General features: G+C 65.5%; 25 protein-coding genes. 20 read left to right on the top strand and 5 right to left on the bottom strand.

The window, feature by feature from the left end; translation table 11 throughout:
- Positions 1-24: 24 nt before the first annotated feature.
- Positions 25-1,527, bottom strand: a complete 1,503-nt coding sequence (locus AAG801_RS02845; protein WP_341887079.1) for a deoxyribodipyrimidine photo-lyase — start codon at positions 1,525-1,527, stop codon at positions 25-27.
- On the opposite strand from AAG801_RS02845, the gene AAG801_RS02840 reads away from it, so the two are divergent.
- The 6 genes from AAG801_RS02840 (at position 1,528) to AAG801_RS02815 (ending at position 6,252) form a co-directional block, all read left to right on the top strand.
- The gene (locus AAG801_RS02840; RefSeq protein WP_101490345.1) at positions 1,528-2,127 is read left to right on the top strand and encodes a YqgE/AlgH family protein; all 600 of its coding nucleotides are present in this window, start codon (positions 1,528-1,530) and stop codon (positions 2,125-2,127) included.
- Between the two features lie 8 nt (positions 2,128-2,135).
- Positions 2,136-2,564 (top strand): Holliday junction resolvase RuvX, encoded by a 429-nt coding sequence (gene ruvX / locus AAG801_RS02835; RefSeq protein ID WP_341887078.1) that lies wholly within the window; start codon positions 2,136-2,138, stop codon positions 2,562-2,564.
- A complete protein-coding gene (gene pyrR / locus AAG801_RS02830) occupies positions 2,561-3,058 on the top strand; it encodes a bifunctional pyr operon transcriptional regulator/uracil phosphoribosyltransferase PyrR (protein ID WP_099792903.1) in 498 nt (165 codons plus the stop codon). Before ruvX ends, pyrR begins: the two co-directional genes overlap by 4 nt.
- Positions 3,058-4,020 (top strand): aspartate carbamoyltransferase catalytic subunit, encoded by a 963-nt coding sequence (locus tag AAG801_RS02825; RefSeq protein WP_056577783.1) that lies wholly within the window; start codon positions 3,058-3,060, stop codon positions 4,018-4,020. The genes pyrR and AAG801_RS02825 overlap by 1 nt, the downstream gene beginning before the upstream one ends.
- Positions 4,021-4,159: 139 nt before the next feature.
- Complete coding sequence (locus tag AAG801_RS02820; RefSeq protein WP_341887077.1) at positions 4,160-5,443, top strand: dihydroorotase; 1,284 nt, start codon at positions 4,160-4,162, stop codon at positions 5,441-5,443.
- Positions 5,444-5,505: 62 nt separating this feature from the next.
- Entirely contained in the window at positions 5,506-6,252 is a 747-nt protein-coding gene (locus tag AAG801_RS02815; RefSeq protein WP_341887076.1) for a lysophospholipid acyltransferase family protein, read from the top strand.
- Between the two features lie 281 nt (positions 6,253-6,533).
- Here the strand turns inward: AAG801_RS02815 and AAG801_RS02810 are convergent, their stop codons facing one another.
- A complete protein-coding gene (locus AAG801_RS02810) occupies positions 6,534-7,331 on the bottom strand; it encodes an IclR family transcriptional regulator (protein ID WP_153282071.1) in 798 nt (265 codons plus the stop codon).
- A 184-nt stretch (positions 7,332-7,515) separates the two neighbouring features.
- Between AAG801_RS02810 and AAG801_RS02805 the strand changes: the two genes are divergently transcribed.
- Genes AAG801_RS02805 through AAG801_RS02760 form a run of 10 tightly spaced genes read left to right on the top strand, consistent with a single transcriptional unit; the run spans position 7,516 to position 18,693 of the window.
- Positions 7,516-9,276 carry an FAD-dependent oxidoreductase gene (locus AAG801_RS02805; RefSeq protein ID WP_341887075.1) on the top strand — a complete coding sequence of 587 codons (1,761 nt, stop codon included), beginning with the start codon at positions 7,516-7,518 and terminating at the stop codon, positions 9,274-9,276.
- 51 nt (positions 9,277-9,327) lie between these two features.
- Positions 9,328-10,104, top strand: coding sequence for a glucose 1-dehydrogenase (locus tag AAG801_RS02800; protein WP_192193659.1), 777 nt, complete (start codon positions 9,328-9,330; stop codon positions 10,102-10,104).
- Between the two features lie 60 nt (positions 10,105-10,164).
- Positions 10,165-11,364 (top strand): ABC transporter substrate-binding protein, encoded by a 1,200-nt coding sequence (locus AAG801_RS02795; RefSeq protein ID WP_341887074.1) that lies wholly within the window; start codon positions 10,165-10,167, stop codon positions 11,362-11,364.
- A gap of 55 nt (positions 11,365-11,419) precedes the next feature.
- Positions 11,420-12,343, top strand: coding sequence for a branched-chain amino acid ABC transporter permease (locus AAG801_RS02790; RefSeq protein WP_056577796.1), 924 nt, complete (start codon positions 11,420-11,422; stop codon positions 12,341-12,343).
- Entirely contained in the window at positions 12,340-14,130 is a 1,791-nt protein-coding gene (locus AAG801_RS02785) for a branched-chain amino acid ABC transporter ATP-binding protein/permease (RefSeq protein WP_341887073.1), read from the top strand. Before AAG801_RS02790 ends, AAG801_RS02785 begins: the two co-directional genes overlap by 4 nt.
- Before the next feature lie 20 nt (positions 14,131-14,150).
- A complete protein-coding gene (locus tag AAG801_RS02780) occupies positions 14,151-14,861 on the top strand; it encodes an ABC transporter ATP-binding protein (RefSeq protein ID WP_341887072.1) in 711 nt (236 codons plus the stop codon).
- Between the two features lie 28 nt (positions 14,862-14,889).
- On the top strand, positions 14,890-15,858 hold the full coding sequence (locus AAG801_RS02775) for an MBL fold metallo-hydrolase (protein WP_341887071.1): 969 nt from the start codon (positions 14,890-14,892) through the stop codon (positions 15,856-15,858).
- Between the two features lies 1 nt (position 15,859).
- A complete protein-coding gene (locus tag AAG801_RS02770) occupies positions 15,860-16,783 on the top strand; it encodes a DMT family transporter (protein ID WP_341887070.1) in 924 nt (307 codons plus the stop codon).
- Between the two features lie 12 nt (positions 16,784-16,795).
- On the top strand, positions 16,796-17,977 hold the full coding sequence (locus tag AAG801_RS02765) for an NADH:flavin oxidoreductase/NADH oxidase (RefSeq protein ID WP_341887069.1): 1,182 nt from the start codon (positions 16,796-16,798) through the stop codon (positions 17,975-17,977).
- Positions 17,974-18,693 (top strand): EthD domain-containing protein, encoded by a 720-nt coding sequence (locus tag AAG801_RS02760; RefSeq protein WP_341887068.1) that lies wholly within the window; start codon positions 17,974-17,976, stop codon positions 18,691-18,693. The genes AAG801_RS02765 and AAG801_RS02760 overlap by 4 nt, the downstream gene beginning before the upstream one ends.
- Here the strand turns inward: AAG801_RS02760 and AAG801_RS02755 are convergent.
- On the bottom strand, positions 18,656-19,051 hold the full coding sequence (locus tag AAG801_RS02755) for a hypothetical protein (protein ID WP_341887067.1): 396 nt from the start codon (positions 19,049-19,051) through the stop codon (positions 18,656-18,658). The genes AAG801_RS02760 and AAG801_RS02755 overlap by 38 nt on opposite strands.
- A gap of 261 nt (positions 19,052-19,312) precedes the next feature.
- On the opposite strand from AAG801_RS02755, the gene AAG801_RS02750 reads away from it, so the two are divergent.
- Positions 19,313-20,836 carry a glycosyltransferase gene (locus AAG801_RS02750; RefSeq protein WP_341887066.1) on the top strand — a complete coding sequence of 508 codons (1,524 nt, stop codon included), beginning with the start codon at positions 19,313-19,315 and terminating at the stop codon, positions 20,834-20,836.
- Between the two features lie 445 nt (positions 20,837-21,281).
- On the opposite strand, the gene AAG801_RS02745 is transcribed toward AAG801_RS02750, so the two are convergent.
- Positions 21,282-22,955, bottom strand: a complete 1,674-nt coding sequence (locus tag AAG801_RS02745; protein ID WP_341887065.1) for an anti-phage dCTP deaminase — start codon at positions 22,953-22,955, stop codon at positions 21,282-21,284.
- Positions 22,956-23,618: 663 nt separating this feature from the next.
- Positions 23,619-24,059 carry a helix-turn-helix transcriptional regulator gene (locus AAG801_RS02740; RefSeq protein WP_341887064.1) on the bottom strand — a complete coding sequence of 147 codons (441 nt, stop codon included), beginning with the start codon at positions 24,057-24,059 and terminating at the stop codon, positions 23,619-23,621.
- 96 nt (positions 24,060-24,155) lie between these two features.
- Between AAG801_RS02740 and AAG801_RS02735 the strand changes: the two genes are divergently transcribed.
- From AAG801_RS02735 to AAG801_RS02725, 3 genes are all read left to right on the top strand, one after another.
- Positions 24,156-24,365: an excisionase gene (locus AAG801_RS02735; RefSeq protein WP_341887063.1), complete on the top strand. Its 210-nt coding sequence runs from the start codon at positions 24,156-24,158 to the stop codon at positions 24,363-24,365.
- A 74-nt stretch (positions 24,366-24,439) separates the two neighbouring features.
- A complete protein-coding gene (locus AAG801_RS02730) occupies positions 24,440-25,174 on the top strand; it encodes a TraB/GumN family protein (protein WP_341887062.1) in 735 nt (244 codons plus the stop codon).
- Between the two features lie 32 nt (positions 25,175-25,206).
- A complete protein-coding gene (locus AAG801_RS02725) occupies positions 25,207-25,416 on the top strand; it encodes an excisionase (protein WP_341887061.1) in 210 nt (69 codons plus the stop codon).
- The last annotated feature ends 388 nt before the right edge of the window (positions 25,417-25,804 follow it).

Below are 25,804 nucleotides of genomic sequence, written 5' to 3'. Positions count from 1 at the left end.
CCCTTCGGGGCCCTTTCTCTTTGGCTACGGCTTCTGCAGGGCCTTGCTCCGCGCCGTCGCATAGCGCTGCATCGTCTTCTCGCGCGCCTCGGCGTGGTCCACCACCGGCTGGGGATAGTTGTCGCCCAGCCTGACGCCTGCCGCCTCCAGCTCGACCGGCGTGGCCATCCACGGCGCATGGATCGCCACGTTCGACAGCCCCGCGAGCTGCGGCAGGTAGCGGCGGATGAACTTGCCTTCGGGGTCGAAGCGTTCGCTCTGCGTCACCGGGTTGAAGATGCGAAAGTAGGGCTGGGCGTCGCAGCCGGTCGAGCTGGCCCACTGCCAGCCGCCGTTGTTCGAGGCCAGCTCGAAGTCGTTGAGGTGCTCCGCGAAGTAACGCTCGCCGCGCCGCCAGTCCAGTCCCAGGTCCTTGCACAGGAAACTCGCCACCACCATGCGCAGCCGGTTGTGCATGTAGCCGCTCTGCCGGATCTGCAGCATCGCCGCATCGACCAGCGGGTAGCCGGTGCGGCCCTCGCACCAGGCGTCGAACAGCTGGTCGGCGTGCTTGCCGTGGTGCCACTGGATCTTGTCGTACTCAGGACGGAAGCTCTTCGACTCGCCGTTCGCGTGCACATGCGGAAAGTGCGCCAGGATCTGGAAGTAGAAGTCGCGCCAGACCAGCTCGCTGAGCCAGGTCGCGGCCCCGGTGTTGCCCTGCAGCGCCAGCTGGTGCGCCACGCTGGCCAGCTGGCGGATCGACACCGTGCCGAAGCGCAGGTGCACGCCCATGTAGCTCGGGCCGCGCACGGCCGGGAAGTTGCGGGCCTCGTCGTAGCGGTCGATGCGCTCGAAGAAATCTTCGAACAGCGCACCCGCGCCGCGCGTGCCGGTGGGAATCTCCAGCGTCTGGAGGTTGGTGCTTTCAAAACCGATCTCGCCCAGCGTGGGCACCGGCGCATTCAGGGCCGGGGGCGGCGGGGCGAGCGCGTCGGCGTGGCTGCGCACGGGGTACGACTTCAGGAAGAACGAATCCACCTTCGCCAGCCAGGCCCGCTTGTACGGCGTGAACACCGTGTAGGGCAGGCCGGCCTTGGTCATGACCTCGTCGCGGTCGAAGACGGTGCTGTCCTTGAAGGTGTGGAAGCTGATGCCCGTGTTGGCCAGCGCGCCGAGCACGCGGGCATCGCGCGCCAGGGCGTCGGGCTCGTCGTCGCGGTTGGCGAACACCGCCTGCACGTCGAGCGTGTGGGCCAGCGCCGGAATCTCTTCGGCGGCCACGGCGTGCCGCACGATGAGCCCGCTGCCCAGGCCGCGCAGCTCGGCTTCGAGTTCCACCAGCGACTCGCGGATGAATTCGACCCGCCGGTCCGCGCGGGGCAGGGCGTCCAGAATGGACTGGTCGAACACGAAAACGCACACCACCTGCCGACAGGCCCGCAGCGCCCGGTACAGTGCCGCGTTGTCGTCCACGCGAAGGTCGCGGCGGAACCACATGAGCCCTTTGGGATAGGTCTTATCGACGGCCAGTAAAATCGGGGGCATATGGCTGCCGATTCTGCCCCGATGAACCTGACGCATCACTTTCTGATCGCGATGCCGGGGATGGAAGACAAAACTTTCAACCGCAGCGTCGTTTACCTCTGCGAACACAGCGAGCGCGGCGCGCTCGGGCTGGTGATCAACAAACCCAGCGACATCAACCTCAAGGTGCTGTTCGAAAAAATCGAGCTGCACCTGACCCGCCCCGAGCTGGGCGACGCCCCCGTTTTCCAGGGTGGCCCGGTGCAGACCGAGCGCGGCTTCGTGCTGCACGAGCCGGTGTTCACCCAGGCCGAGAAGCCCGAGGAATCGGTCTACGCCTCGACCATGACCATCCCCGGCGGGCTCGAAATGACCACCTCGAAAGACGTGCTGGAGGCCCTGGCCACCGGCGCCGGCCCGCGCAAGGTGCTGGTCTCGCTGGGCTATTCGGCCTGGGGCGAGGGCCAGCTGGAGTCCGAACTGGCCGAGAACAGCTGGCTCACCGTGCTGGCCGACCCCGCCGTGATCTTCGATACGCCGGTGGAAAAGCGCTACGACAAGGCGCTGATGCTCTTGGGGCTCGAAGCGTGGACGCTGTCTCCCGAAGCGGGCCACGCATGAGCGACGTCATGTCCGACGCACCCGCTCCTGCTTCCGTTCCTGTTCCCGCGCATTTCCAGAGCTTCCTGGGCTTCGACTTCGGCGCCAAGCGCACCGGCGTGGCCAGCGGCAACCGGCTGCTGCGCACGGCGACCCCGCAGACCACCATCAAGGCCGAGGGCGCCGACGCCCGCTTTGCGCAGGTCAAGGCCCGCATCAAGGAATGGCAGCCCGACGCGCTCGTGGTCGGCGTGCCCTACCACCCCGACGGCGCCCCGCACGAGAACACCCGCCGGGCCCAGAAGTTCGCGCGCCAACTGCGCGGCCGTTTCAATCTCCAGGTGTTCGAAGTCGACGAGCGCTACAGCACCACCGAGGCGCTGTCGTCCGGCGCCCGCGATGCCGATGCGGCGTCGGCCTGCATCATCCTGGAGCAATTTTTGAGGAGTCTCCCGTGAGTTCAATCCCCGATGCCGAAGCGCTCTACACGACGCTGCTGTCTGGCGTGAAGGCGCTGATGCGCCCCGAGACGAAGCTGGTGGGCATCACCTCCGGCGGCGCCTGGCTGGTCGAGCGCCTGCAGAAAGACCTGGGCCTGGCCGGTGCCCCCGGTGTCATCTCGTCGGCCATGCACCGCGACGACTTTGCGCGCCGCGGCCTCTCGGCCAGCGCGCAGACCGCGCTGCCCTTCGACGTGAACGGCGCCGACGTGCTGCTGCTCGATGACGTGCTCTACACCGGCCGCACGATCCGCGCCGTGCTCAACGAGCTGTTCGACTTCGGCCGCCCCGCCTGCGTGCGCCTGGCGGTGCTGGTCGATCGCGGCGGGCGCGAACTGCCTGTCGCCGCCGACTTCGCTGCCACCACGCTCACGCTGCCCGACACCCAGTTGCTAGCCCTCGCACGCGCCGACAACGGCGCCTTCAGCCTCAAGGTAGAGGACAACACGTAATGCTCTACAAGCGAAATCCGCAGCTCAACAAGAACGGCGAGCTGATCCACCTGCTGTCGATCGAGGGCCTGCCCAAGGACATCGTCACGCACATCCTCGACACGGCCGCCAACTTCACGAGCGTGAGCGACCGCGAGGTGAAGAAGGTGCCGCTCTTGCGCGGCAAGAGCGTGTTCAACCTGTTCTTCGAGAACAGCACGCGCACGCGCACCACCTTCGAGATCGCGGCCAAGCGCCTGAGCGCCGACGTCATCAACCTGGACATCGCGCGCTCCTCGGCCACCAAGGGCGAGTCGCTGCTGGACACCATCGCCAACCTGAGCGCCATGGCCGCCGACCTGTTCGTGGTGCGCCACAGCGAGTCGGGCGCGCCGTACCTGATCGCGCAGCACGTCGCGCCGCACGTGCACGTGGTGAACGCCGGCGACGGCCGCCACGCGCACCCGACGCAGGGGCTGCTCGACATGTACACGATCCGCCACTACAAGAAAGATTTTTCCAACCTCACGGTCGCGATCGTCGGCGACGTGCTGCACTCGCGCGTGGCGCGTTCGGACATTCATGCACTCACCACACTCGGCTGCGCTGAAGTGCGCGTGGTCGGCCCGAAGACGCTGGTGCCCGCCGACATGGCCGGCATGGGCGTGCGTGTGTGCCACACGCTCGAAGAAGGCATCAAGGACTGCGACGTCGTCATCATGCTGCGCCTGCAGAACGAACGCATGAGCGGCGCGCTGCTGCCGTCGTCGCAAGAGTTCTTCAAGACCTTCGGCCTCACGCAAGAGAAGCTGCAACTGGCCAAGCCCGACGCCATCGTGATGCACCCGGGCCCGATCAACCGCGGCGTCGAAATCGACTCCGCCGTGGTCGACGGCAAGCAGAGCGTGATCCTCCCGCAAGTCACTTTCGGCATCGCCGTGCGCATGGCCGTCATGAGCATCGTCGCAGGCAACGAAGCATAGAAATGTTGCTCGCCCCCAGTCTTCGCGCACTTCGTGTCGCTTCGCCAACCCCCTACCGGGGGCAACACCAGTGGCCCGGCAAAGCCGGTTCCACGGTGTTTCCCGAAAAGGCCCTGACTGCCACCGGAAGTACAGACGCATGAACATCCTCATCACCAACGGCCGCGTCATCGACCCCGCCTCGGGCACCGACAAACAAACCGACATCGCCATCGCCGACGGCAAGATCGCCGGCATCGGGCAGGCACCGGCGGGCTTCAAGCCCGAGCGCACGCTCGACGCCACGGGCTGCATCGTCACCCCCGGCCTCGTCGACCTCGCCGCGCGGCTGCGCGAGCCGGGCTACGAACACGAAGGCATGCTCGAAAGCGAAATGGCCGCGGCCATCGCGGGCGGCGTGACCAGCCTCGTGTGCCCGCCCGACACCGACCCCGTGCTCGACGAGCCCGGCCTGGTCGAGATGCTCAAGTTCCGCGCCGAGAAACTGCAGTGCGCGCGCCTGTTCCCGCTCGGTGCGCTCACGCGCAACCTCGCCGGCGGCGTGCTCACCGAAATGGCCGAGCTCACCGAAGCCGGCTGCATCGGCTTCAGTCAGGCCGACGTGCCGCTGGCCGACACGCAGGTGCTGCAGCGCGCGCTGTCGTACGCCAGCACCTTCGGCTACACCGTGTGGCTGCGCCCTCAAGACCGCGACCTCGGCAAGGGCGTCGCGGCCAGCGGCGCACTCGCCACGCGCCTGGGCCTGGGCGGCGTGCCGGTGGCGGCCGAGACGATCGCCATCTTCACCATCATCGAGCTCATGAAGAGCACCGGCGCGCGCGTGCACCTGTGCCGTGTGTCCAGCGCCCGCGGCGTGGCGCTGGTGCGTGATGCGAAGGCACAGGGCCTGCCGCTCACCTGCGACGTCAGCATCAACTCGCTGCACCTGGCCGACACCGACATCGGCTTCTTCGACAGCCGCGCGCGCCTGAACCCGCCGCTGCGCCAGCAGGGCGACCGCGATGCGCTCTCGGCCGCGCTGGCCGACGGCACCATCGACGCGCTGGTGTCCGACCACACGCCCGTCGAGGCCGATGCCAAGACGTTGCCCTTTGCCGAAGCCGAACCCGGCGCCACCGGCCTCGAACTGCTGCTGCCGCTCGCGCTGCAGTGGGGCGAGCGCAGCGGCGCGGGCGTGGCGCGCGCCATCGAGGTCATCACTTCGGCGCCGGCGCGGTTGCTGAACGCGGTCGACGCGGCTAGCGGCATCGGGCGCATCGTGCAGGGCGGCGTGGCCGACCTGTGCATTGCCGATCCATCGCTCGAATGGCAGGTGGTGCCCGAGGCGCTGCGCAGCCAGGGCAAGCACACGCCGTTCTCCAGCTACCCGATGCAGGGGCGCGTGCGCCACACGCTGGTGGCCGGTCGCGTCGTGCACGGCTGAACGACAGCCAACGCACACCGTCGCAAGCACGCAGAAAAAAGAAGAAGAGGGCCCGCGTCCAGATGCTGCACTCGTTGAAGGCCGGCTGGCGATTGCTGCATGCGGCGTCGCATGCGCTGTCGGGCTGGTGGACGATCCGCTTCGCCTTTCCGAACCTGTCGCCCGACGAGCGCAGCGCGCGCGTGCAGGCCTGGTCGGCGCGCATGCTGCAGATCATGGGCGTCACGCTGCGCGTGCAGGGCGAGCCGCCCGCGCACGGGCCGGCGCTGCTCATCTGCAACCACCTCTCGTGGCTCGACATCACCGCCATCCATGCGGCGCGCCATGTGCGCTTCGTGTCGAAGTCGGACGTCAAGCAGTGGCCGGTGATCGGCACGCTCTCCACCGGCGCCGGCACGCTCTACATCGAGCGCGAACGCCGTCGCGACGCCATGCGCGTGGTGCACCACATGACCGAGGCGCTGCGCGGCGGCGACCTGATCGGCGTGTTCCCCGAAGGCACGACGAGCGACGGGCGCGGGCTGCTGCCGTTCCACGCCAACCTGCTGCAGGCCGCAATTTCCTCGGGCGCGCCGGTGATCCCGGCCGCGCTGCGCTTTGCCGACGCCGCCACCGGCGAGACCAGCCAGGCGCCGCGCTACATCGACGACGACAGCCTGCTGACCTCGGTGTGGAACACGCTGCGCGCGCCGCCGCTGCTGGCCATCGTGCGCTTCGGCGAGTCGCAGCCCTCGTACAGCCGCGAACGCCGCAGCTGGGCGCATTCGCTGCATGAAGACGTGCAGCAGCTGCGCCGCGACACCCACTGACCGGATCGATCCGCAAAAAAAAGCGCCCCGGGAGGGGCGCTGTAACGACGCAAGAATGCGCCGTGAGGAGGAAGCGGATCGTTCGTCGCGGGGCCGTGGCCGGTCAGAGAATGCCGAAGATCTTCAGCCCGATGACCACGATCAGCGGCACGCCGCAGAGCCAAAGGATGATGCTTTTCATGACCGGTCTCCGTGAGGTGAGTAGGCCTCTACAGTGGCCGCGCCGCCGGCCCGCGCGTGCGGGATAAGTCAAACCAAGCGCGTGAGCGCCTGCCTACAAATCAAGCCGGCGCGTCCGTCGCCACGAAGCCCAGGCGGCGCGAGATTTCCAGCGCGCAGGCCTTCAGCGGTACGGCCACGCGGCCGTTCCAGTCGCTGTCGAAGGTGGCCTCGGGGCCCATGGCCGTGATGCCCAGCACCAGGTTGTTGGTCGAGTCGAACACCGGCGCGCAGAAGGCGTCGATGCCCGGAATCGGCTGGCCCAGCGTGCGCGACATGCCGTGCAGCCGCGTCTCGACCAGCAGCGCCTCGATCTGCGAGGTCGACAGCTCTTCGGCGCCACGGCCGCCGGCCGGCCCGCGCAGGCGCGCGAGGTCGTCCACCATCATCTTTTCCACCACCTTCGGCGGCAGGTAGGCCGCGAACAAACGTCCCGTGGCCGTGTAGGCCAGCGACATCACGGTGCCGGTGCGCAGGTTCACGTGCAGCGGGTGGATCGGTTCTTCCAGCCGCACCACGGTCGGCCCGAAGTTGCCCCAGACCGCGACCGCGATGCTCTGTTCGGTCTCGGACGCCAGCGCCTCGATGAGGGGCGACGCTTCCTTGATCGGGTCGAGCCGCTGCAGCTTGGCCAGGCCCAGTTGCAGGGCCAGCGGGCCCAGCTCGTAGCGGCCGGCGCCGTCCTGCACCACGAACCCGACCTTCAGAAAACTCACGAGGTAGGGGTGCGCCTTGCCGACCGGAATGCCGGCCGATTTGCCGAGGTCGCGCAGCGCCATGGGCGCCACGTGCCGCCCGAGCGCGACCAGCAACTGCGTTCCGATTTCGACGGATTGAATGCCACGTCTTGGCTTTTCCATGGGGCGCCCGGCGTGGGGGTTGAGGGAGGGAGCGAGTATAGCCATCAGGGTTTTTACTGATATTGTCGTGTTCAATCGACGATGACTGATCATCTGATAGTAACTAAACGACTTGACCATATCAACATCGCTCCATAAACTCCGCCGCACTTAAGTCGTACACAACACGAGAGCGAACAGAGAGATGGAACAGAACACGTGGGAATGCGATGTCCTCGTCGTCGGCAGCGGCGCATCGGGCATGGCCACCGCCGTCACGGCGGCGTCGCAGGGTTTGAAGGTGCTGGTGGTCGAGAAAGAGCCGCGCTTCGGCGGCACCACCGCGCGCTCGGGCGGCTGGCTGTGGATTCCGGGCACGCGCCTGGCCACCGAGCAGGGCATCCATGAGCCGCCCGGCGCCGCGCTCGCCTACATGCAGCACGAGACCACGACGCACTTCGACGCCGCGCGCGTGGGCGCCTTTCTCGACATGGGCCCCAAGGCCATCGACTTCTTCACGCGCAACACCTGCGTGCAGTTCGACATGCCGCCCGTCTTCCCCGACTACCACGCCGAAGCGCCCGGCGGCCAGCCCGGCGGGCGTTCGATGGTCACGCGCCCGTTCGACGGCCGCGAACTCGGCGCGCGCATCAAGCACCTGGCACCGCCGCTGCCCGAACTCACGGTGTTCGGAATGATGTTGGGCTCGGGCCCCGAGATCAAACACTTCATGCGGGCCTTCAAGTCGCCGACCTCGTTCTGGTACGTGACCAAGCGACTGAGCCGGCACTTCCTGGACGTGGTGCGCCACGGCCGCGGCATGACGCTGACCAACGGCAACGCGCTGGCCGGCCGTTTGGCCAAGGCCGCGATGGACCTCGACATTCCCGTCTGGCTCTCGTCGCCCGTGAAGAAGCTCGTGGTCGAGTACGACGGCGTCTCGGGCGCCGTGGTGCAGCACGAAGGCAAGTCGGTGCGCATCACCGCCAAACGCGGCGTGGTGCTGGCTTGCGGCGGTTTCCCGTACGACGTGGAGCGCCGCAAGCAACTGTTCCCGCACGCGCCGACCGGCAAGGAGCACTACTCGCCGTCGCCTTCCACGAACACCGGCGACGGCCTGCGCCTGGCGGAGGCCGTGGGTGGCCGCGTCGACGGCACTATCCCGCACGCCGCGGCCTGGGTGCCGGCGTCGGTCACCACGCGGCCCGACGGCAGCAAGGGTGTCATGCCGCACTTCATCGACCGCGCCAAGCCCGGCGTGATCGCGGTCACGCCCAAGGGCAAGCGCTTCGCGAACGAAGGCAACTCGTACCACGACTTCGTGCAGGCGATGGTCAAGGCCTGCGAAAGCGACGGTGAGCCCGAGGTCACGGCCTGGCTGCTGTGCGACCACAAGGCGCTGCGCGACTACGGCCTGGGCTGCGTCGCGCCCGCACCGCTGCCCATCGGCCGCCACCTGAAGACCGGCTACCTGAAGCGCGGCGCAAGCATCGGTGAGCTGGCGAAAGAAATCGGCATCGCCCCCGCCGCGCTCGAAGCCACCGTGCAAGCGTTCAACGAAGGTGCGCGCACCGGCGACGACCCGGCCTTCGGCAAAGGCAGCAAGGCCTACAACCGCTACCAGGGCGACGCCAACGTCACGCCGAACCCGTGCGTGGCACCGCTGGAAAACGGCCCGTACTACGCGATCAAGCTCGTCGTCGGCGACATCGGCACCTTCGCCGGTCTCGTCACCGACGAGAAGACGCGCGTGCTCGATGCCGACCGCCAGCCGATCAAGGGCCTGTACGCCGTCGGCAACGACGCGGCCAGCGTGATGGGCGGCAACTACCCCGGCGCGGGCATCACGCTCGGCCCGGCGCTCACCTTCGGCTACGTCGCGGGCCTGCAGGTCGCGCAGGCCGAAGTGGCCGTGCCCTTGCACGTCGAACAGCGCGAAGCCGTGGCCGTGCCGCGCGGCGCCTGACCCCGATCCGATTCAACGCACGAACGCACGCATTCATTCAAGGAGCCGACCATGCCCTTTCCTCCTCACGTCGCACCGCGCCTGCTCGAAGGCCGCCTCGCACTGATCACCGGCGCCGGCCAGGGCAACGGCCGTGCGCTCGCGCTCGGCCTGGCCCAGGCGGGCGCGCGCGTCGTCGTCACCGACATGAACGAAGCCACCGTGGCCGAGACCGCGCAGCTGGTGCGCAACGAAGGCGGCGAGGCCTGGTCGTTCGTGCTCGACGTCACCGCGCCCGAGGCCTGCCATGCACTGGCCGCGCGCGTGGCGCAAGAGGTCGGCAACGTCGACCTGCTGGTGAACAACGCCGGCATCATCATCCGCGAGACCACCAGCAGCCCGAACGCCGCGGCCAACTGGAAGAAGACCATCGACGTGAACGTGCACGGCACCTTCAACACCACGCTGGCCTTCATCCCCGTGCTCAAGCAGACGAAGGGATCGATCATCAACATCGCCTCCATCGCCGCCTATGCAGGGCAGGCCGCGAGCCTGGGCTACGCGCCCTCGAAGGGCGCCATCAAGATGCTCACGCAGTCGCTGGCGCAAGAGCTCGCACCGGCCGGCGTGCGCGTCAACGCACTCGCACCCGGCGTGATCGAGACGCCCATGACCGCCGCCACGCGCGAGAACCCGCAGCGCCTCGAATCGTTCATGACGCGCATCCCGCTGGGCCGCGTCGGCCAGACCGAAGACCTCGTGGGCCCGGTGATCTTCCTGGCGAGCGACATGTCGCGCTACGTCACCGGCATCACGCTGCCGGTGGACGGCGGCTTTCTCGCGGTCTGAGGCACGTCCGCTCTTTTTCGATTTCCCGTTCCCCGTCCGTCAATCCTTAGGAGACAAAGAATGAAAACGATCCGTCTGTACAAGACCCTGCTCGCGACCGCCGCCTTCGCTGCGTTCAGTGCCGGTGCTTACGCGCAAGACATCAAGCTCGGCTACAACGGTGACCTCTCGGCGTCGCCCTCGGCGCAGAGCGGCCAGGCCGCGGTGCTGGGCATGGCGGCGGCCATTGCCGACCTGAACGCCGCCGGCGGCGCGCTCGGACGGAAGTTCACGCTGGTCACGCGCGACGACGTCTCGGCGCCGCCGAAGTCGATCCAGAACATGAGCGACCTGGTCGACAACGAGAAGGTGGTGGCGGTGTTCGGCCCCACCAACTCGGGCAACGCCATGGCCTGGAAGCACATCGCCAACCAGAAGAAGATCCCCGTGCTGGGCAACGTGGGTTCGGGCACCGACATCACCAAGCCGATGAGCGCCGGCGCCGACAACTACATGTTCCGCGTCTCGATGGTCGACCGCGAGCAGGTCGCCGCGCTCATGGCCTACGTGAAGCGCAACACGGCTGGCTCCAAGGTCGTGGGCCTCATGGCCGAGACCACCGGCTACGGCCAGGGCGGCCTGAAGGACATGGAAGAAATCGCCAAGCTGCAGGACATCAAGATCGCGGCCACCGAGCGCTTCGGCGTCGGCGACACCGACATGACCTCGCAGCTCAGCAAGATGAAGGCCGCCAATGTCGACACCGTGGTGGTGTGGGCGCAGGGCACGCCCATCGCGCAGCTGGTGCGCAGCATGGAGAAGATCAACTACTTCCCGCTGACGCTCACCTCGTGGGCGGCCGACAACATCACCTTCTACGACGCAGCCGGCAAGGCCCTGGCCGAGAAGCCGATCTTCATGCGCACCGTGAGCGAAACGCGCACGCCCGCGCAGCAGAAGCTGTTCGACCGCATCGGCAGCAAGCTGAAGGCGCCGGGCTCGTTCTCGTTCGCGCTGCACGGCTACGACTCGGTGCTGCTGCTGGCCCAGGCCATGAAGCAGGCCAACAGCACCGACGGCGCCGCCGTGCGCGTCGCGCTCGAAGACCTGAAGACGCCGGTGCAGGGCGTGCTCAAGACCTACGAGAAGCCCTTCAGCAAGACCAACCACGAAGCCCTCACGGCCAAGGACCTGGTCTGGATCCGCTGGAAGGACGGCAAGCTGCTGCCCTACAGCGACGCGCTGATCGGCGCGCTCAAGCCGGCCGACTTCAAGCAATAAACGTCTGAGACAAAGGAACGGGGCACGGCCTCGTTCCGCAACGGAGATACACACCATGGTTGAAGCGCTCCTGCAGGCGCTCATCAGCGGGCTCGCCGTCGGCGGTGCCTATGCGCTGGTGGCGCTGGGATTCAGCATCACGTTCACGACGACCAAGACGCTGAACTTCTCGCACGGCGAGTTCGTCTCGGCCGGCGCGTTCATCGGCATGAGCGCACTGTTCCTCGTGCTGGGCAAGCCGCTCAGTTCCACCACCTTCGGCGACGCCGTGCCCGGCGCGGGCGCGCAGCTGTTTGCGCTGCTCGCCGCGCTCGGCGTGATGGGCTTCCTGGGCTGGCTGCTCTACGTGCTCGGCGTGCGTCCCTTCGCGGGCCGCCCCGGCATGGCCTGGGTCATGAGCACGCTGGGTTTCGGCGTGATCTTGCAGAGCGTGGGGCTTGCCATCTGGGGTCCGAAGCCCGTGGTGGTGCCCGCGCCCGTGGGCGACACCGTGATCCGCATGTTCGGCGTGGGCGTGCGCCCGCAGGAACTGCTCACGCTCGGCGTGGCCGTGGTCGTGATGATCGGTTTCGACCGCGTGATGAACCGCACCATGATCGGCAAGGCCATGCGCGCCGTGGCGCAGAACGGCAACGTCGCCAGCCTCATGGGCATCAACACCAACGCGATGATGATCGGCGCCTTCGTCGTCAGCTCGGCGCTGGCGGGGCTGTCGGGCTTCTTGCTTGCGCCCATCGCGCAGGCCTCGCTCTTCATGGGGCTGACCGTGGGGCTCAAGGGTTTTTCGGGCGCCATGATCGGTGGCCTGAGCAACCCGCGCGGCTGCGTCATCGGCGGCTTTCTGCTGGGCGTGCTCGAGTCGATGGTGAACCTCTGGCAGGCGCAGTGGCGCGAGGTCGCGGTGTTCGCGCTCGTCATCCTGGTGCTGGCCTTCCGACCCACGGGCCTGTTCGGACGCTCGACGGTGGAGAAGGTATGAAGCGCCTGATGCATCCCGCCGCCGTGGTGCTGGTGGCGGCCGTGCTGTGCGGCCTCGTCTCGCTGTCCGGCAACGACTACTACCTGCGCATCGCTTTCATGATGTGCGTCTACTACCTGTGCGCCGCCGGCATGAACGTGCTGGTCGGTTATGCAGGGCAGAAATCGCTGGGGCAGGCCGGCTTGTTCGCGGCCGGCGCCTACGCGGTTGCGCTCATCACCTCGCGCACCGAGCTGAACCCGTGGCTGGCCCTGGTGCTCGCGGCTGTCGTCTCGGGCGTGTGCGGCGTGCTCATCGCGCTGCCTTCGCTGCGCGTGAAGGGCCCGTACCTCGCAATGGTCACGCTGGCCTTCGGCATCGTGGTCGAGAAGCTCGTGGGCGAATGGACCGACGTGTTCGGCGGCGCGCAGGGCATCTACGGCATTCGCCCGCTGACCTGGAACGGCCAGCCGCTGAGCAGCGTGCAATGGGTGATCCTGGGCATCGTGCTCAGCGCCGCGCTGCACCTGCTGCTGCGCAACCTGCTGCAGGGTCGCTTCGGCCGTGCGCTGCTGTCGCTGCAGGCGGACGAGATCGCCTCGTCGTCGGTGGGCGTGCGCGTGTACCGCGCCAAGGTCATGGCCTTCGTGGTCGCGGCCGTCACCTGCGGCATCGCGGGCGCGCTCGTGGCGCAGCAGAACCAGTACATCAACTCCGACTTCATCACCTTCCACCTGTCGATCTTCATCCTGCTGCTGGTGCTGTTCGGCGGCGCGGGCTCGATGTACGGCCCCATCGTGGGCGCGGTGCTGCTCACGGCGACCGACGCGCTGCTCGCGCGCTGGCCCTCGGCGCAGCACTTCCTGTACGGCTTCCTGCTGCTGTTCGCGCTGTATGTCATGCCGGGCGGCGTGGTGGGTCTCTTCAACAAGTGGTTCCTGAAGTCGCGCCATCGCGGCGAGGGGACGGCCGGCAACGGCGTGCCGGGCCAGATCGGTCCCGGCGGCGAAGGCGAGCTGCTGGTGGTGCAGGGCGTGACCAAGTCGTACGGCGGCGTGAAGCCCGCGCAGGACGTGTCGTTCCGCCTGCAGCGCGGCCACATCCATGCGCTCATCGGACCGAACGGTGCCGGCAAGAGCACCATGATCAACATGCTCACCGGCGTGGTCGAACCCGACGCGGGCGTGATCCGCTTCCTGGGCCGCAACATCGTGGGCCAGCCGGCGCACACCATCTGCTGCCTGGGCATGGGCCGCACCTTCCAGAACCTGCGGCTGTTCGCCGACCTCTCGGTGCTCGACAACGTGATGCTCGGGCGGCACAGCCGCATGAGCAACGGCTTCCTGTCGTCGCTCGTGGCCTGGCCCACGGCCGGCAAGCAGGAGCGCGCCACGCGCGACCGCGCGCTGCAGCTGCTCGACCTCGTGGGCCTGGGCCACCTGGCGCACTGGCCCGCCGGCAGCCTGCCCTACGGCCTGCAGCGCCGCGTGGAACTGGCGCGTGCGCTGGCCACCGAGCCGCAGCTTCTGCTGCTCGACGAGCCCGCCGCCGGCCTCAACCCGCAGGAGACCGCCGAGCTCGGCGAACTGCTGGTGCGCATCGGCAAGTGCGGCGTGTCCATCCTGATGGTGGAGCACCACATGGACCTGGTGATGTCGATTTCCGACCACGTGATCGTGCTCGACTACGGCGTGAAGATCGCCGAAGGCAAGCCCGCCGAGGTGCAGTCGAACCCGCGCGTGGTCGAGGCCTACCTGGGCGTGGACGACGAAGAACCAGCGCACACGGTGCAGGCCGTGCCCGCCTGAGCCAGAGGACCGAAACCATCATGTTGAAAATCGAATCGGTGAAGGTCTCGTACGGCGCCATCGAGGCCGTCAAGGGCGTGAGCCTGGAAGTGCGCGCGGGCGAGGTCGTCACCATCATCGGCGCCAACGGCGCCGGCAAGAGCACGCTGCTCAAGAGCATCGTCGGGCTGGAGCCCGTGGCCGAAGGCCGCGTGCTCATCGACGGCAAGGACTGCACGCAGGTGCCCGCGCACCAGCGCGTGGGCCTGGGCGTGGCGCTGTCGCCCGAAGGCCGCGGCGTGTTCCCCGACCAGACCGTGCGCGAGAACCTGATGCTCGGCGCTTATTCGCGCCGCAGCGACAAGGCCTTCGTGGAGCGCGCCATCGCGCGTGAGTTCGCGCGCTTTCCGCGCTTGAAGGAACGCGAGCATCAACTGTCCGGCACGCTGTCGGGCGGCGAGCAGCAGATGCTCGCGATTGCCCGCGCGCTCATGAGCGAGCCGCGCCTGCTGCTGCTCGACGAGCCCTCGCTGGGCCTGGCGCCGCTCATCATCAAGGACATCTTCGACGCCATCCGCCAGCTGCGCAGCTCGGGTCTCACGATCCTGCTGGTGGAACAGATGGCCAAGCAGGCGCTTGGCGTGGCCGACCGTGCCTACGTGCTCGAAACCGGCTGCATCACGCTCGAAGGCTCCGGCCGCGAGCTGCTCGACAACCCCAAGGTGAAGTCCGCCTATCTCGGCACGCACTGACTTTCCCTCTCACTTCAAAGGACCACTCATGACCACCAAGAAATTCGCCAGCCAGGCCGACCTCGAAGAAAAGAAGGTCTCCTTCACCCGCCTCTCGGAGAACGCCTACGCCTACACCGCCGAGGGCGACCCGAACACCGGCGTCTTCATCGGCGATGAGGCCGTGATGGTGGTCGACACCCAGGCCACGCCCGCGATGGCGCAGGACGTGATTCGCCGCATCCGCGAAGTGACGCCGCTGCCCATCAAGTACGTGCTGCTGAGCCACTACCACGCGGTGCGCGTGCTGGGCGCGTCGGCGTACTTCAAGGAAGGCGCCGAGCAGATCATTGCCAGCCGCGACACCTACGACCTGATCGTCGAGCGCGGCGAGCAGGACAAGGCCAGCGAGATCGGCCGCTTCCCGCGCCTGTTCCGCAACGTCGAGTCGGTGCCGGCCGGCCTCACCTGGCCCACCATGACCTTCGACGGCACCATGAGCGTGTGGCTCGGCAAGAAACTCGAAGTGAAGATCGCTCAAGTGGGCCGCGGCCACACCAAGGGCGACACCATCGCCTACCTCGAAGACCAGAAGATCTGCTTCGCGGGCGACCTCGTCGAATACCAGAGCACCGCGTACGCGGGCGACTGCTATTTCCGCGACTGGCCCACCACGCTGGATCGCCTGGCTGGCTTCGGCTTCGAGAAGCTGGTGCCCGGCCGTGGTGCCGCGCTGGAAAACGCCGCCGACGTGCGCAAGGCGATTGCCTCCACGCGCGCCTTCATCTCCGACGTCTACACGCTGGTGAACAACGGCGTGGCAGAAGGCAAGTCGCTCAACGTGATCTACAAGGAAACCGTGGCCGCGCTGCGCCCGACCTACGGCCACTGGGTCATCTTCGACCACTGCATGCCCTTCGACGTGACCCGTGCTTACGACGAGGCCACCGGCCACGTGCACCCGCGCATCTGGACAGCCGAGCGCGACATCGAGATGTGGAACGCGCTCGAAAGCTAGCGTGATCCAACACGCGCCCTCGCACGGCGCCACGCCCGCGTCCGTGCAGGGCTGGATGCTGCTCGCGATGCTGGTGTGGGGCGTGAACGTGTCGGTCGTGAAGGCGCTCACCACGTCCTTCGAGACGCTGCCGCTCTCGGCACTGCGCATGGGTGTGGCGTGCTGCGCGCTCAGCGCCATCGTGCTGTGGCGGCGGGGCGGCGTGCCCAAGCTCACGGCGCGGCAGCTCGCGGTGATGGCGGGCTGCGCATTCCTCATGGTCTACGGCAACCAGATCCTGTTCGCGCAGGGGCTGCTGCGCTCCACCGCCACCAACGGCGCGCTCATCATGGCGCTGAGTCCGCTGGTGTCGGCGCTGATGGCCGCGCTGGTCTTCGGCGAGCGCTTCACGCCGCGCCGCATGGTGGGTGTGGCCTTGGGCTTCATGGGCGTGGCCGCGGTGGTGCTGAGCCACCCGGGCGCGGGGCTGTCGAGCGCCGGCATCGGCGATCTGATGCTTGCGCTGTCGGTGGTGAGCTTCGCGGTCGGCGGCGTGGGCGTGCAGCGGCTGGCGCGGCAGATCGATCCGCTGTCGATCAGCTGGGTCATCTACATGATCGGCACGCTCATGCTCGTGGTGCACACCGTGCTCGGGCCGTCGCGGCTGGGCACAGCGCAGCTCTTTCCCGGCGTGTGGCCGTGGGCGCTGGTGCTGTTCTCGGGCATCGCGGCCACCGCCGCGGGCAACCTCATCTGGAACCGTGCGATCTCCGTCATCGGCGTGGCGCGCACGGCCGTCTTTCTCTACTGGGTGCCGGTGTTCGGCGTGCTGTTCGCGGCGCTGCTGCTGGGCGAAGTGCTCACGTGGTGGCACCTGTTCGGCTTTGCCGCGGTGATGACCGGCACCTGGCTCGGCACGCGGCCCGTGGCTGCCCGCGCACCCTGAACCCTTCTTCTCATGTCCGATTCACTTCCCCTGCTGTTCCAGCCTTTGCAGCTGCGCGAGCTCACGCTCGCCAACCGCATCGTCATCTCGCCCATGTGCCAGCACGCTGCCGAGCGCGGCCATGCCACGCCGTGGCACCTGGTGCACCTGGGCAAGTTCGCGCTCGGCGGCGCGGGCCTGATCCTCACCGAGAGCACCGCCGTCGATCCGCGCGGGCGCATCGGCACCGCCGACCTCGGCCTGTGGAACGACAGCCAGATCGCACCGCTGAAGGCCGTGGTCGACTTCGTCCACGCGCAAGGCAGCGCCATCGGCGTGCAGCTCGCGCACGCGGGCCGCAAAGCCGGCAGCGAGCCGCTGTGGGAGGGCGGTGCCGCCATCGACCCGGCGCGCATGGCGGCCGACGACGAGCCGTGGGAGCGCCTGGGCCCCAGCGCGCTCGCGGCCGGCCCCGGCTGGTCGGCGCCGCGCGCGCTTGATGCCGCAGACATGGCCGAGGTCGTGCAGCGTTTTGTCGATGCCACCGTGCGCGCCGACAAGGCCGGCTTCGACGTGGTCGAGCTGCACTTCGGCCATGGTTATCTGGTGGCGAGCTTCCTGTCGCCCAATGCCAACCACCGCGACGACGCGCTCGGCGGCAGCCGCGAGCACCGCATGTCGCTCGCCTTGGAAATCGCGCAGCGCGTGCGCGCCGCATGGCCCGCCGGCAAGCCGCTGTTCTGTCGCCTCTCGGCCGTGGACGGCACGCTCGACGGCTGGAACCTCGACGACTCGGTGGTGCTTGCGCGCGAGCTGAAGCGTTGCGGCGTCGACGTGATCGACTGCTCGTCGGGTGGCCTCACCGAAGAGACACGCGCGCTGCCCGTGCCGCGCGGCCTGGGCTTCCAGGTGCCGTTCTCGGAGCGCATCCGGCGCGAGGCCGGCGTGGTCACTCAGGCCGTCGGGATGATCGTCGACGCGCAGCAGGCAGAAGCCGTGCTCGCCGCCGGGCAGGCCGACTTGATCGCGCTCGGCCGCGAAGCCTTGTTCGACCCCTACTGGCCGCACCACGCAGCCGCCGCACTCGGCGCCGACCCGCAATACCAGCGCTGGCCCGTGCGCCACGGCGTGTGGCTCGCCAAGCGCGCGCCCGGCCTGGCGCGTGCGCGCGCCGAAGCAGAGCACACGCAACCTCACAAGGAGACCGGCCGATGACCGAACCGACCACCACGACCCTGCGCATGGGCCTGATCCGCAAGCAGCCCGGCTGGACCGACGAGGCCTTCAGCCGCCACTGGCGCGAACGCCACGGCCCGCTCGTCGCGCGCCTGCCCACGCTGCGCGGCTACCGCCAGAACCGCGTGACCGATCGCCTGCAGCGCGGCATCGACTTCGCGCGCGGACCGTGGGACTTCGATGGCTTCTCGCAGCTGCTGTTCGATGCCGCGGCGCAGGCCGATGCGGCTTTCAACATCGGCGAACTCGCCGCAGAGATCCGCGCCGACGAGCAGCACTTTCTGGGCGGGCTGCATATCGTGACGGTCGAGCAGACCGAGGTCATCGCGCCGCCATCGCCCGCATCGTTGGCGGGGCCGGTGATGCTCAAGCGCATCTCGACCCTGCGCCGCCCGGCCGCGCAGTCGGAGGCCGACTTCCGCCGTGAATGGAAGGTGCACGCCGACCATGTGCGCCGCATGCCCGGCGTGGCCGGCTACCGCCAGAACGTGGTGGTCGCGCGCGAGTTCGACAAAGGCACGCCCTGCGGCTACGCCGAGCTGCCGATCGACGGCATCGTCGAGCTGTGGTTCGAGAACCCCGACACGCTGAACGCCGCTTTTGCCTCACCCGAAGGCCAACGCACGATGGCGCACGCCAAGACCTTCCTGGCCGAGATCACCGCCTTTGTGGTGGAGGAATATCGGGTGGTGTGAACGCGGTCGCGAGCCCGTAGTGCCCCGACGTGCTCAGCGCCGGAATCACCGGGTGGTGCGAGACGGGGTGCGATGCACGCGCAGGCACCGTGCCGATGGGTGCGATCTCGCGGGGTCGCTGCGCTGCTTCCGGCGCGTCGCCGCGCCCGGCCAGCTCGGGCAAGAACAGCCCACGCCGCAAGGACCAGATGCAGGCGCCGAGGCGCAGCAGCCTTTCGACATTGGCGTCATGCGCCGGATCGTCCGGTGACTCTTGCGCGATCAGTTCGCCCAGGTGCGTGAGTGCGTCGGCGGGCGTCATGCCGCGCCCGATCCGAGCCACTTCCACCATGGCCGCCAAGGCCTCGGTCTTGTTCATCGCTTGCCCCCTGCTGTGTTGTGTCTGCTATGAGGGGCAGCATGCCGTTACGCCGCGCATCCAAAAGTAGTCCGTCGCGCCGTCGGGCCGTGGATGGAAGGCGCGTCACTGCGCGAGGCGGCACGCACGCATCCGGGTTTGAATGCAGCGCCCGAATCGACGCACCACCGTCGACGGTCCGAAGCAGCGACGCTGCAATGCCGTCTTGATTGACAATTCGACGCCACGCACCCTGCAAGCACGTACCTCGAGGAGTTGGGTTTGACGAACGACACTGGGAATTCGCCGCTCAAGGCCGACCACGCATCGGCGATTTCAGGAACGGCGGGAGTTGTGGGGCCTTCCCGGGCGGAGCGCGTGTTGTTCTTGCAGGAAAATCTGCGCCAGATCGGCAACGGCATTGAGGTCGCAGGCATCCGCCGAGCCCATCTCTTCCATGGGCACCTCGGCATCACCCCATGGATACTGACCAGCAATTTCTCTCCTCGCCTGCGTGAAAACGTGGCGACCTTGAAGGCCGAGGGAGCGCTGCCTTCGGAAACGAGGGTGCTCAATGTCTATGACTGGCTCGTGGACATGCGTGACGAGGGCCTGCTGATCCCGCTTGCTTCATCGCGTTCGGCGGCTGGCTCGCCTGCGGGGGGAGGCAAGCCGAACATTGCCAGGCTTTCGCTGCGAAAGGTCAGCCACCCCGCAGCGTGGGATTCGACGCAGACCGGTTGCGAAGAATTCGAACTGGCGAACGGCCAGGTCTTGATGCGAAAGACGTTCAAGCCGGGCCGAGGCGGCGCGGATCTGCAGGCCATCGAGTTGCGCAGTGCGCAGGGCATCTCGATCACCTACGCGACCGAGAGTGACTTTGTCTGCGCGATGATGGGCGCCAATCTGGAAGAAGACGTGACCTGGCACTTTCTCGTCGACAAGAACGAGATGTACCGCAAGCTCCGGCAGAGCGCGGCAAGCCGCCGGCTTCACTGCACTGTCAGTGCCTTCGTGCACAGCACCCATCGGCTTCCCAGTGGGCAACTGAAAATCAGCTATCGGCATCTGCTCGAAGATCCGGACTCTTTCGACAGCCTCATTGTTGCCACGGAAGAGCAGCAGCGGGACTTGCTCGAGACCGGTGTGCCGGCCATGAAGTTGAATGTGATCCCGCACGCGTTGTCTCGTGTGCCCGAGACCGTCGAATCTGCTTCTTTGCCGGAGAAACGGGTGATCTATCTGGCGCGCTACACAGCGAAGAAGCAGCATGAGTTGCTTTTTCAGGTGTTCGAGCGCGTCCTCCGAAAGATCCCGGATGCGCAGTTGCACAACTACGGCGTCGGCCCTCTGCAGGCGGCGCTCCAGGCACGCGTCGACGCCGCCGGTCTGGCGGGGAGCATCTTTGTCCACGGCTACGCGAGTGACGTTGCCACCCTCTTCAGGGCGTCGAGTCTCGGCGTGATGGCGTCCAGCGAGGAGGGTTTCTCGTTGTTCGGATTGGAGTGCCTGGCCCACGCGCGCCCGCTGGTGGCCTTTTCCGTGAAGTACGGTCCGAAGGATTTGCTGGAGGGCCGGAATGCCGGCATCCTGGTTCCTCCCGGAGAGGTCGGCGCGATGGCCGATGCGATCGTGGCGCTGCTGGAGGACCCCGAGAAAGCGTATGACCTTCGCTTCGGCGCATTGGCGTCCGCAGAGCGCTTCACGGCGGACAAGGTCGCGCAGCGGTGGTCCACATGGTGGGCGGATGTCCGTGAGATCGCGCGACAACGTGCGCTCGCAGGCGTGAGTCTCCGAGACGCCTGAAACCCTCGAACTCCAGGCACGTGATGACGTGCTTGGGGTGAGGCAGGCCATTGAAGGCACTGTGTCACTGGGGGAGCCGAAAGGCGCTTGGGAAGTCCCAGGCCTTGGATGTGGTGCTTCGACAGGAATCGAAAATCAGGCTGTAGGGCGCATGGTTGTTGGACTTTCTTCGGCCCCCCAGTAGAAGTACCGGGAAAAATACCGCGAAAATCTACTGCGTCGCTTTAATGCAACGCCGATGAGGGCCAAGCAGAGAGGACAGCAAATCCTCAATCGCAAGACCTATGCCGCAACCTTCTTGGAGCGAGGCTCTTGAAGGGAGCTTTGCGGCGTCCTGTGCGTCGTCGATTTTCGATTGAGAAACACATCGACGCCGTCAAGATGAAGCGATGAGCGCTTCGCTTCAGACCAACCGCTCACGACCGTCTGAGCTTGCTTGACTTGCTCAGCGAGGCTTGTGTGCTTTTTCATGGTCATTCGTGCTCCTTGATTCGTCAAACTCCAACTCTAGACTAATTCCGAGAGCCCTGGCAAGACGAGGCACTTCGAAGGCGACGATCGCATCTTCGATGGCCATGTATGTGTTGCGAAACCTCAAGATTCTCGGCGTGCCGCTGTTGAGCCTCCACTCGACAGCGCGTCCGTCAGCGTCTTTTCTGAGATCTGCCGAGTCGAAGATCTCTTGATACTGCCGTGGGGAGACTCCTTCGAAGGGCTCGAAGTTGACTAGATCTGTGGAGGGAACCGTGGGGTCGACGCTGATAGCGTCTGGGTGAAGAAGTTTGGCTTTGCTCTTCGGGTACGGCTCCACATAGACAACTCGCTTGATGCCGCTCGCCACTATGTGGCGGGCACACATGTGGCACGGAAACGTTGTGCAGAACAGCGTTGCCCCCTTAACCGAAACTCCTAGCCTCGCAGCGGAAGTGAGAGCAGCCATTTCCGCATGAACACTTCGTCCAAACTCCAAAAGATTCATGACGTTTGTTCCCTTGAGAACAACCTTCTTGGACCCCGAAATTAGTTCTCGCACGAACTTGTCGGTTTTCTCTGATGCTGCGTTGTTCGAAAGGAGTCCGTGCTCCTTGAATCTTTCAATCAGCTCGCCAAGCACCTGCACGCGCTGATCAGCGCTCGCATCAACACCTTTCTGAAAATCCCTCGCATCACCGGCATCCTCAGGCCAATACAGATCCCCGCCTGCCTTTGGAACATCGTTGCAACCGACGACAACTAAGTCTCCTTCTGGCCGAAGGATTGCAGCACCTACTTGGCGATTGAGGTCTGCAGAACGCAGGGCTGCAGAACGCGCATGGTACATGCCATGCTCGTCTCGACTCGGAGTATGGAAAACATTCCCGAAGAGCAATTCGACGAAGCGCGAAATCTGGTTTGCTAGTGCAGTCTTGTTCCTCCCATCTACAAACAAATCTGCAAGCGGGAACGCATCCTTCACGTCCTGACCAAGCTTTGTGTTTTCCTCAATCTCATCCCTCTCCACAATGCTCTCCGCCTTTGCTCTGGCGCCTTTTGAGGCGCCATACAGCGCTTTGCTGATTCGCTCTGCCATGGCACTGACACGCACATCGCGCGGAGAGTAGACGGAAATTAGAAAGAATCCTTTACCGTAGACTTGGCGAAGGGTCTGCACCTCGTGCGGATGTTTAAGAGAGCGCAGTACGTAGGCGTTTTTTTCGGCCCGTCCACCAAGTACTTCCGCGCGGACGCGACGAATTTCAGCGATTGCCAGCAGGGCGACAGCGTCGCCTCGCTCGCTTCCCTCTCGTAAACGAGTACCTTCGTCCATGAGACTGACGATCCGCTCGTCTTCGGCGTCTCTACTGTGATCCGTTCCGAAGAACCGTTGAATTTGTTCGCTGAGACGAATGGTTTGGGTCCGGTATTGCGCGATCTTCAACTCCTTCGAGAGAGCATTGATCACCGGATCAAGATCCACACCCACAGGGCCAACCAATCCGAATACAAGTTCCGGATATGCCTTCGGGGTAAGAGGAGATTCTGCGTCGAAAGACTCGACAGACGGTGCAGCCGTGGTGGCCGTCGTGGCGGAACTTGTGCGTTTCGCTGGAGGGCGGCGCTTTTTGGGCACAGCTACCATGGCTTAACAAGCCTCTGTGCATCGAAACAGGATTTATATCCCTCGAATTTATTCAAGACCTACTCCTCATCCTAAGCCGGACGCTTTGAGTTTCCGGAATGCCTAGGAATTTGCGCTAGGGGTTTGTACCTGCTATCTCTTTAAGCGGAATTCGGTAGCGCGTCCAGATTCAGACGGTGCTCGCCTGATTGAAGACGAAGCTTGAACCTCCATTCGCTCTGCTGGCCAGCTTCCTGCGGCGCACTCACGGGATGGAGAGTTTGAGGATGCTCAAAAAAGGCGGTGGAAGGCCGGGGCAGGGCACACCACTGCTTTGTCACTCGACGCGCGTCCCGAGTCAAGCGGAAAGCCTGTTCTTGGGCCCGACCTCAGACTTGCAGGATGCCGGCGAAGAGCCCGTTTCCCTCGGTTTTCGTCCAAGTGGCTAATAGTTGCTAAGTTTCTTGGTAACAACTTCCAGAATCCCGGCCTTCTGTCTGCTCGCCTCATTGCTGGTTGCAATGGCAAGCAGCAATCGGGTGGCAAAACCCGTCACTTTGGCGCTGCACACAGAGGCAACCACCCTCCATTGCTCCCCGGACGTGTGGGGAGGTCGCCCAGGGCTGTGTCGTGACGACTGACTGCGAGTGAGTTGCGCCCTACAGTAGCCGCCAAACGGCTGGATCATTGAGCGGCCAAGCGCTCCGCAATATCACGCGCCCCAAGGCTTCGCACCGTCGCCAGACTTTCGAGCTGGGCCGCACGCGGACGTGCCTTGCCTTGCTCCCAGTGATAGATCGTCTGGCCCGAAACACCGACAAGCGCTCCATAGCTTGCGGCGGAGAGTCCGAGCTTGGCCCGATGTCCCGCAAGGCGGGTTGCACTGAATCGGCGCTTTGTGTCTGAGCCGTCTGCATCGTCTGGTGTCGCCGCAGCGGCTTGGCGTGTAGTGCCTTTGCTGACGCGCCGCAATTCCTTCTCCAGCGCGCTAATCTGCCGGCGCAGGTCTGCAATTGCTGAGCGATGGCTTGTCGAGGCCTTCTTGAGCGTTTCGATTTCTGCGCGGACCTCTTTCCGAGCTACGCGAGAGATTTCAGCTTTGAGGATTGATGTGATGTCAGGCATGGCGACATTGTGACTTCTTCGGGCTGGGCGGCGTTGCCCTATCCGAGGCATATTCGGCAGGATGGGCCTGAAGATAATGCTCAAGGACCTCTTGAAATGGCTCTCAAAATCTCATTGGCCAAATGGGCCGTTCAGCAGTTCGACCCACCACCAGCAGATCGGACATTACGCCTGTGGGTGAAGGCGGGACGCATCATCCCAGCCCCAATCAAGATTGGAAAGACCTGGTACGTGGAGCCTGGGGCACGGCACATTGCCGAGGTCATGGCAGGGGACCGATTGGTAAATCGGCTCCGACGCGGGTAGTGTTCTAGGGCAACGTTGCTCGTGTCGCGACATGAAGTGTCTGACAATCAAGCCATTCACGAGGAGGCGCCGCAGTGCTGTATCAGATTCAAGGGACGAATGTCCGAATCATGGGGACCATGCATATCGTGTCGGTCGGACAGGAAAAGTGGCAAGTCGCGATGCGACGAGCATTTGAATCGGCTGAGGTCCACTACGTGGAGACGCACCAGGCGAAAGCTCAAGGAGTTTTTGCGACTCCGTCGCACCTCTCGCCAACACAATTGCCCGCTGATGTTCTGGCGGTAATCTCGAAATACTGGGAAACCACATCCTTACCCGCTCTTGATCGTTGCAATTTGCTGGGCGCGTGGCTCGCCGCTGGGCAGATGGGACTTCGTTTTTCGCTCGGCGTGGAGGCACTCTTGGCAGAGTGGTACGGCGAGCAATCAATGCGAGAGCTGGAGGGGGCCTCGGATTTTTTGGGAAGCTTCTCCGAGGTGCCGCTGGCAGACTATGTCGCCACATTGCGCAAGCGCATTCCCAATTCGCTGCAAGCGCAGAAGAACCTCGATACCACGTACAACGCATGGCGCCGCCACGACGTAAAGAAGCTCTCAGAGATGACCAAGAGGGACACAACGCCAGCGATCCACAATGCCATGTACAAGCGCCGCAATCAAGCTTGGGCACCAAAGATCGCGGAAGAGGCGGCGACGGGATCGTCGGTGATGGTTTTTTGCGGTGCCGGGCACCTGTGCGGAAAGGACAGCTTGCTGGAAATTTTGGAGAGAGATCACGGACTCTCCTCACGGCGACTAGAGATGTAGCTAGGCACCCACGACGAACGAAGGACAGCTGAATGCGCCCAAAGATAACCCTAGATGCTTGGGCTGCGCTCCGCTTCAGCCCGCCACCGGCCCGGAACACGCTGCGCATATGGGTGCGTCAAGGGCGCATCGTTCCAGCGCCGGTCAAGATTGGGCGATCCTATTTTGTCGATCAAGATGCGCTGCATATCGCCGAGGTTGCCGATTCGCTGCGCTTGGTGAATCGGCTCAAGCGTATGTGATCCACTGGCTACCAGTGGCCCGCGTTGCATGGGCTTTGGAGGCTGACAGAAATGGAATGATGCGCCGTTAGGCTCGGTCACCGTCGCGCGCGCGTAGTTGTCGCGAAATGCAAGGTCGTCCCGGAAACCCTCCATCGGGAGGGCTACAAAACCAAAAGGCCGGGCGATGTCCGGAGTCTGAGATGTATTTTCAAATGCGAATGGTCCTTCTGGCTGGCGCACTTGCCTTGTCCGCCTGCGATTCAAAAGACTGGGAATCTGCGGGGCAACAGGACGGTTACGCAGCTACAGTCAACACCACATGCAATTTCCGATCAACGATGGTGCACGGAAAGTTTGACAACGCAGACTATGCCAAGGGCTACAGCCTCGGCGCCCAAGCCGGGGC

Source organism: Variovorax sp. YR752 (assembly GCF_943372545.1).
The sequence above is the reverse complement of the archived record's forward strand: the minus strand, read 5'-3'. Positions and strand labels throughout refer to the sequence as shown.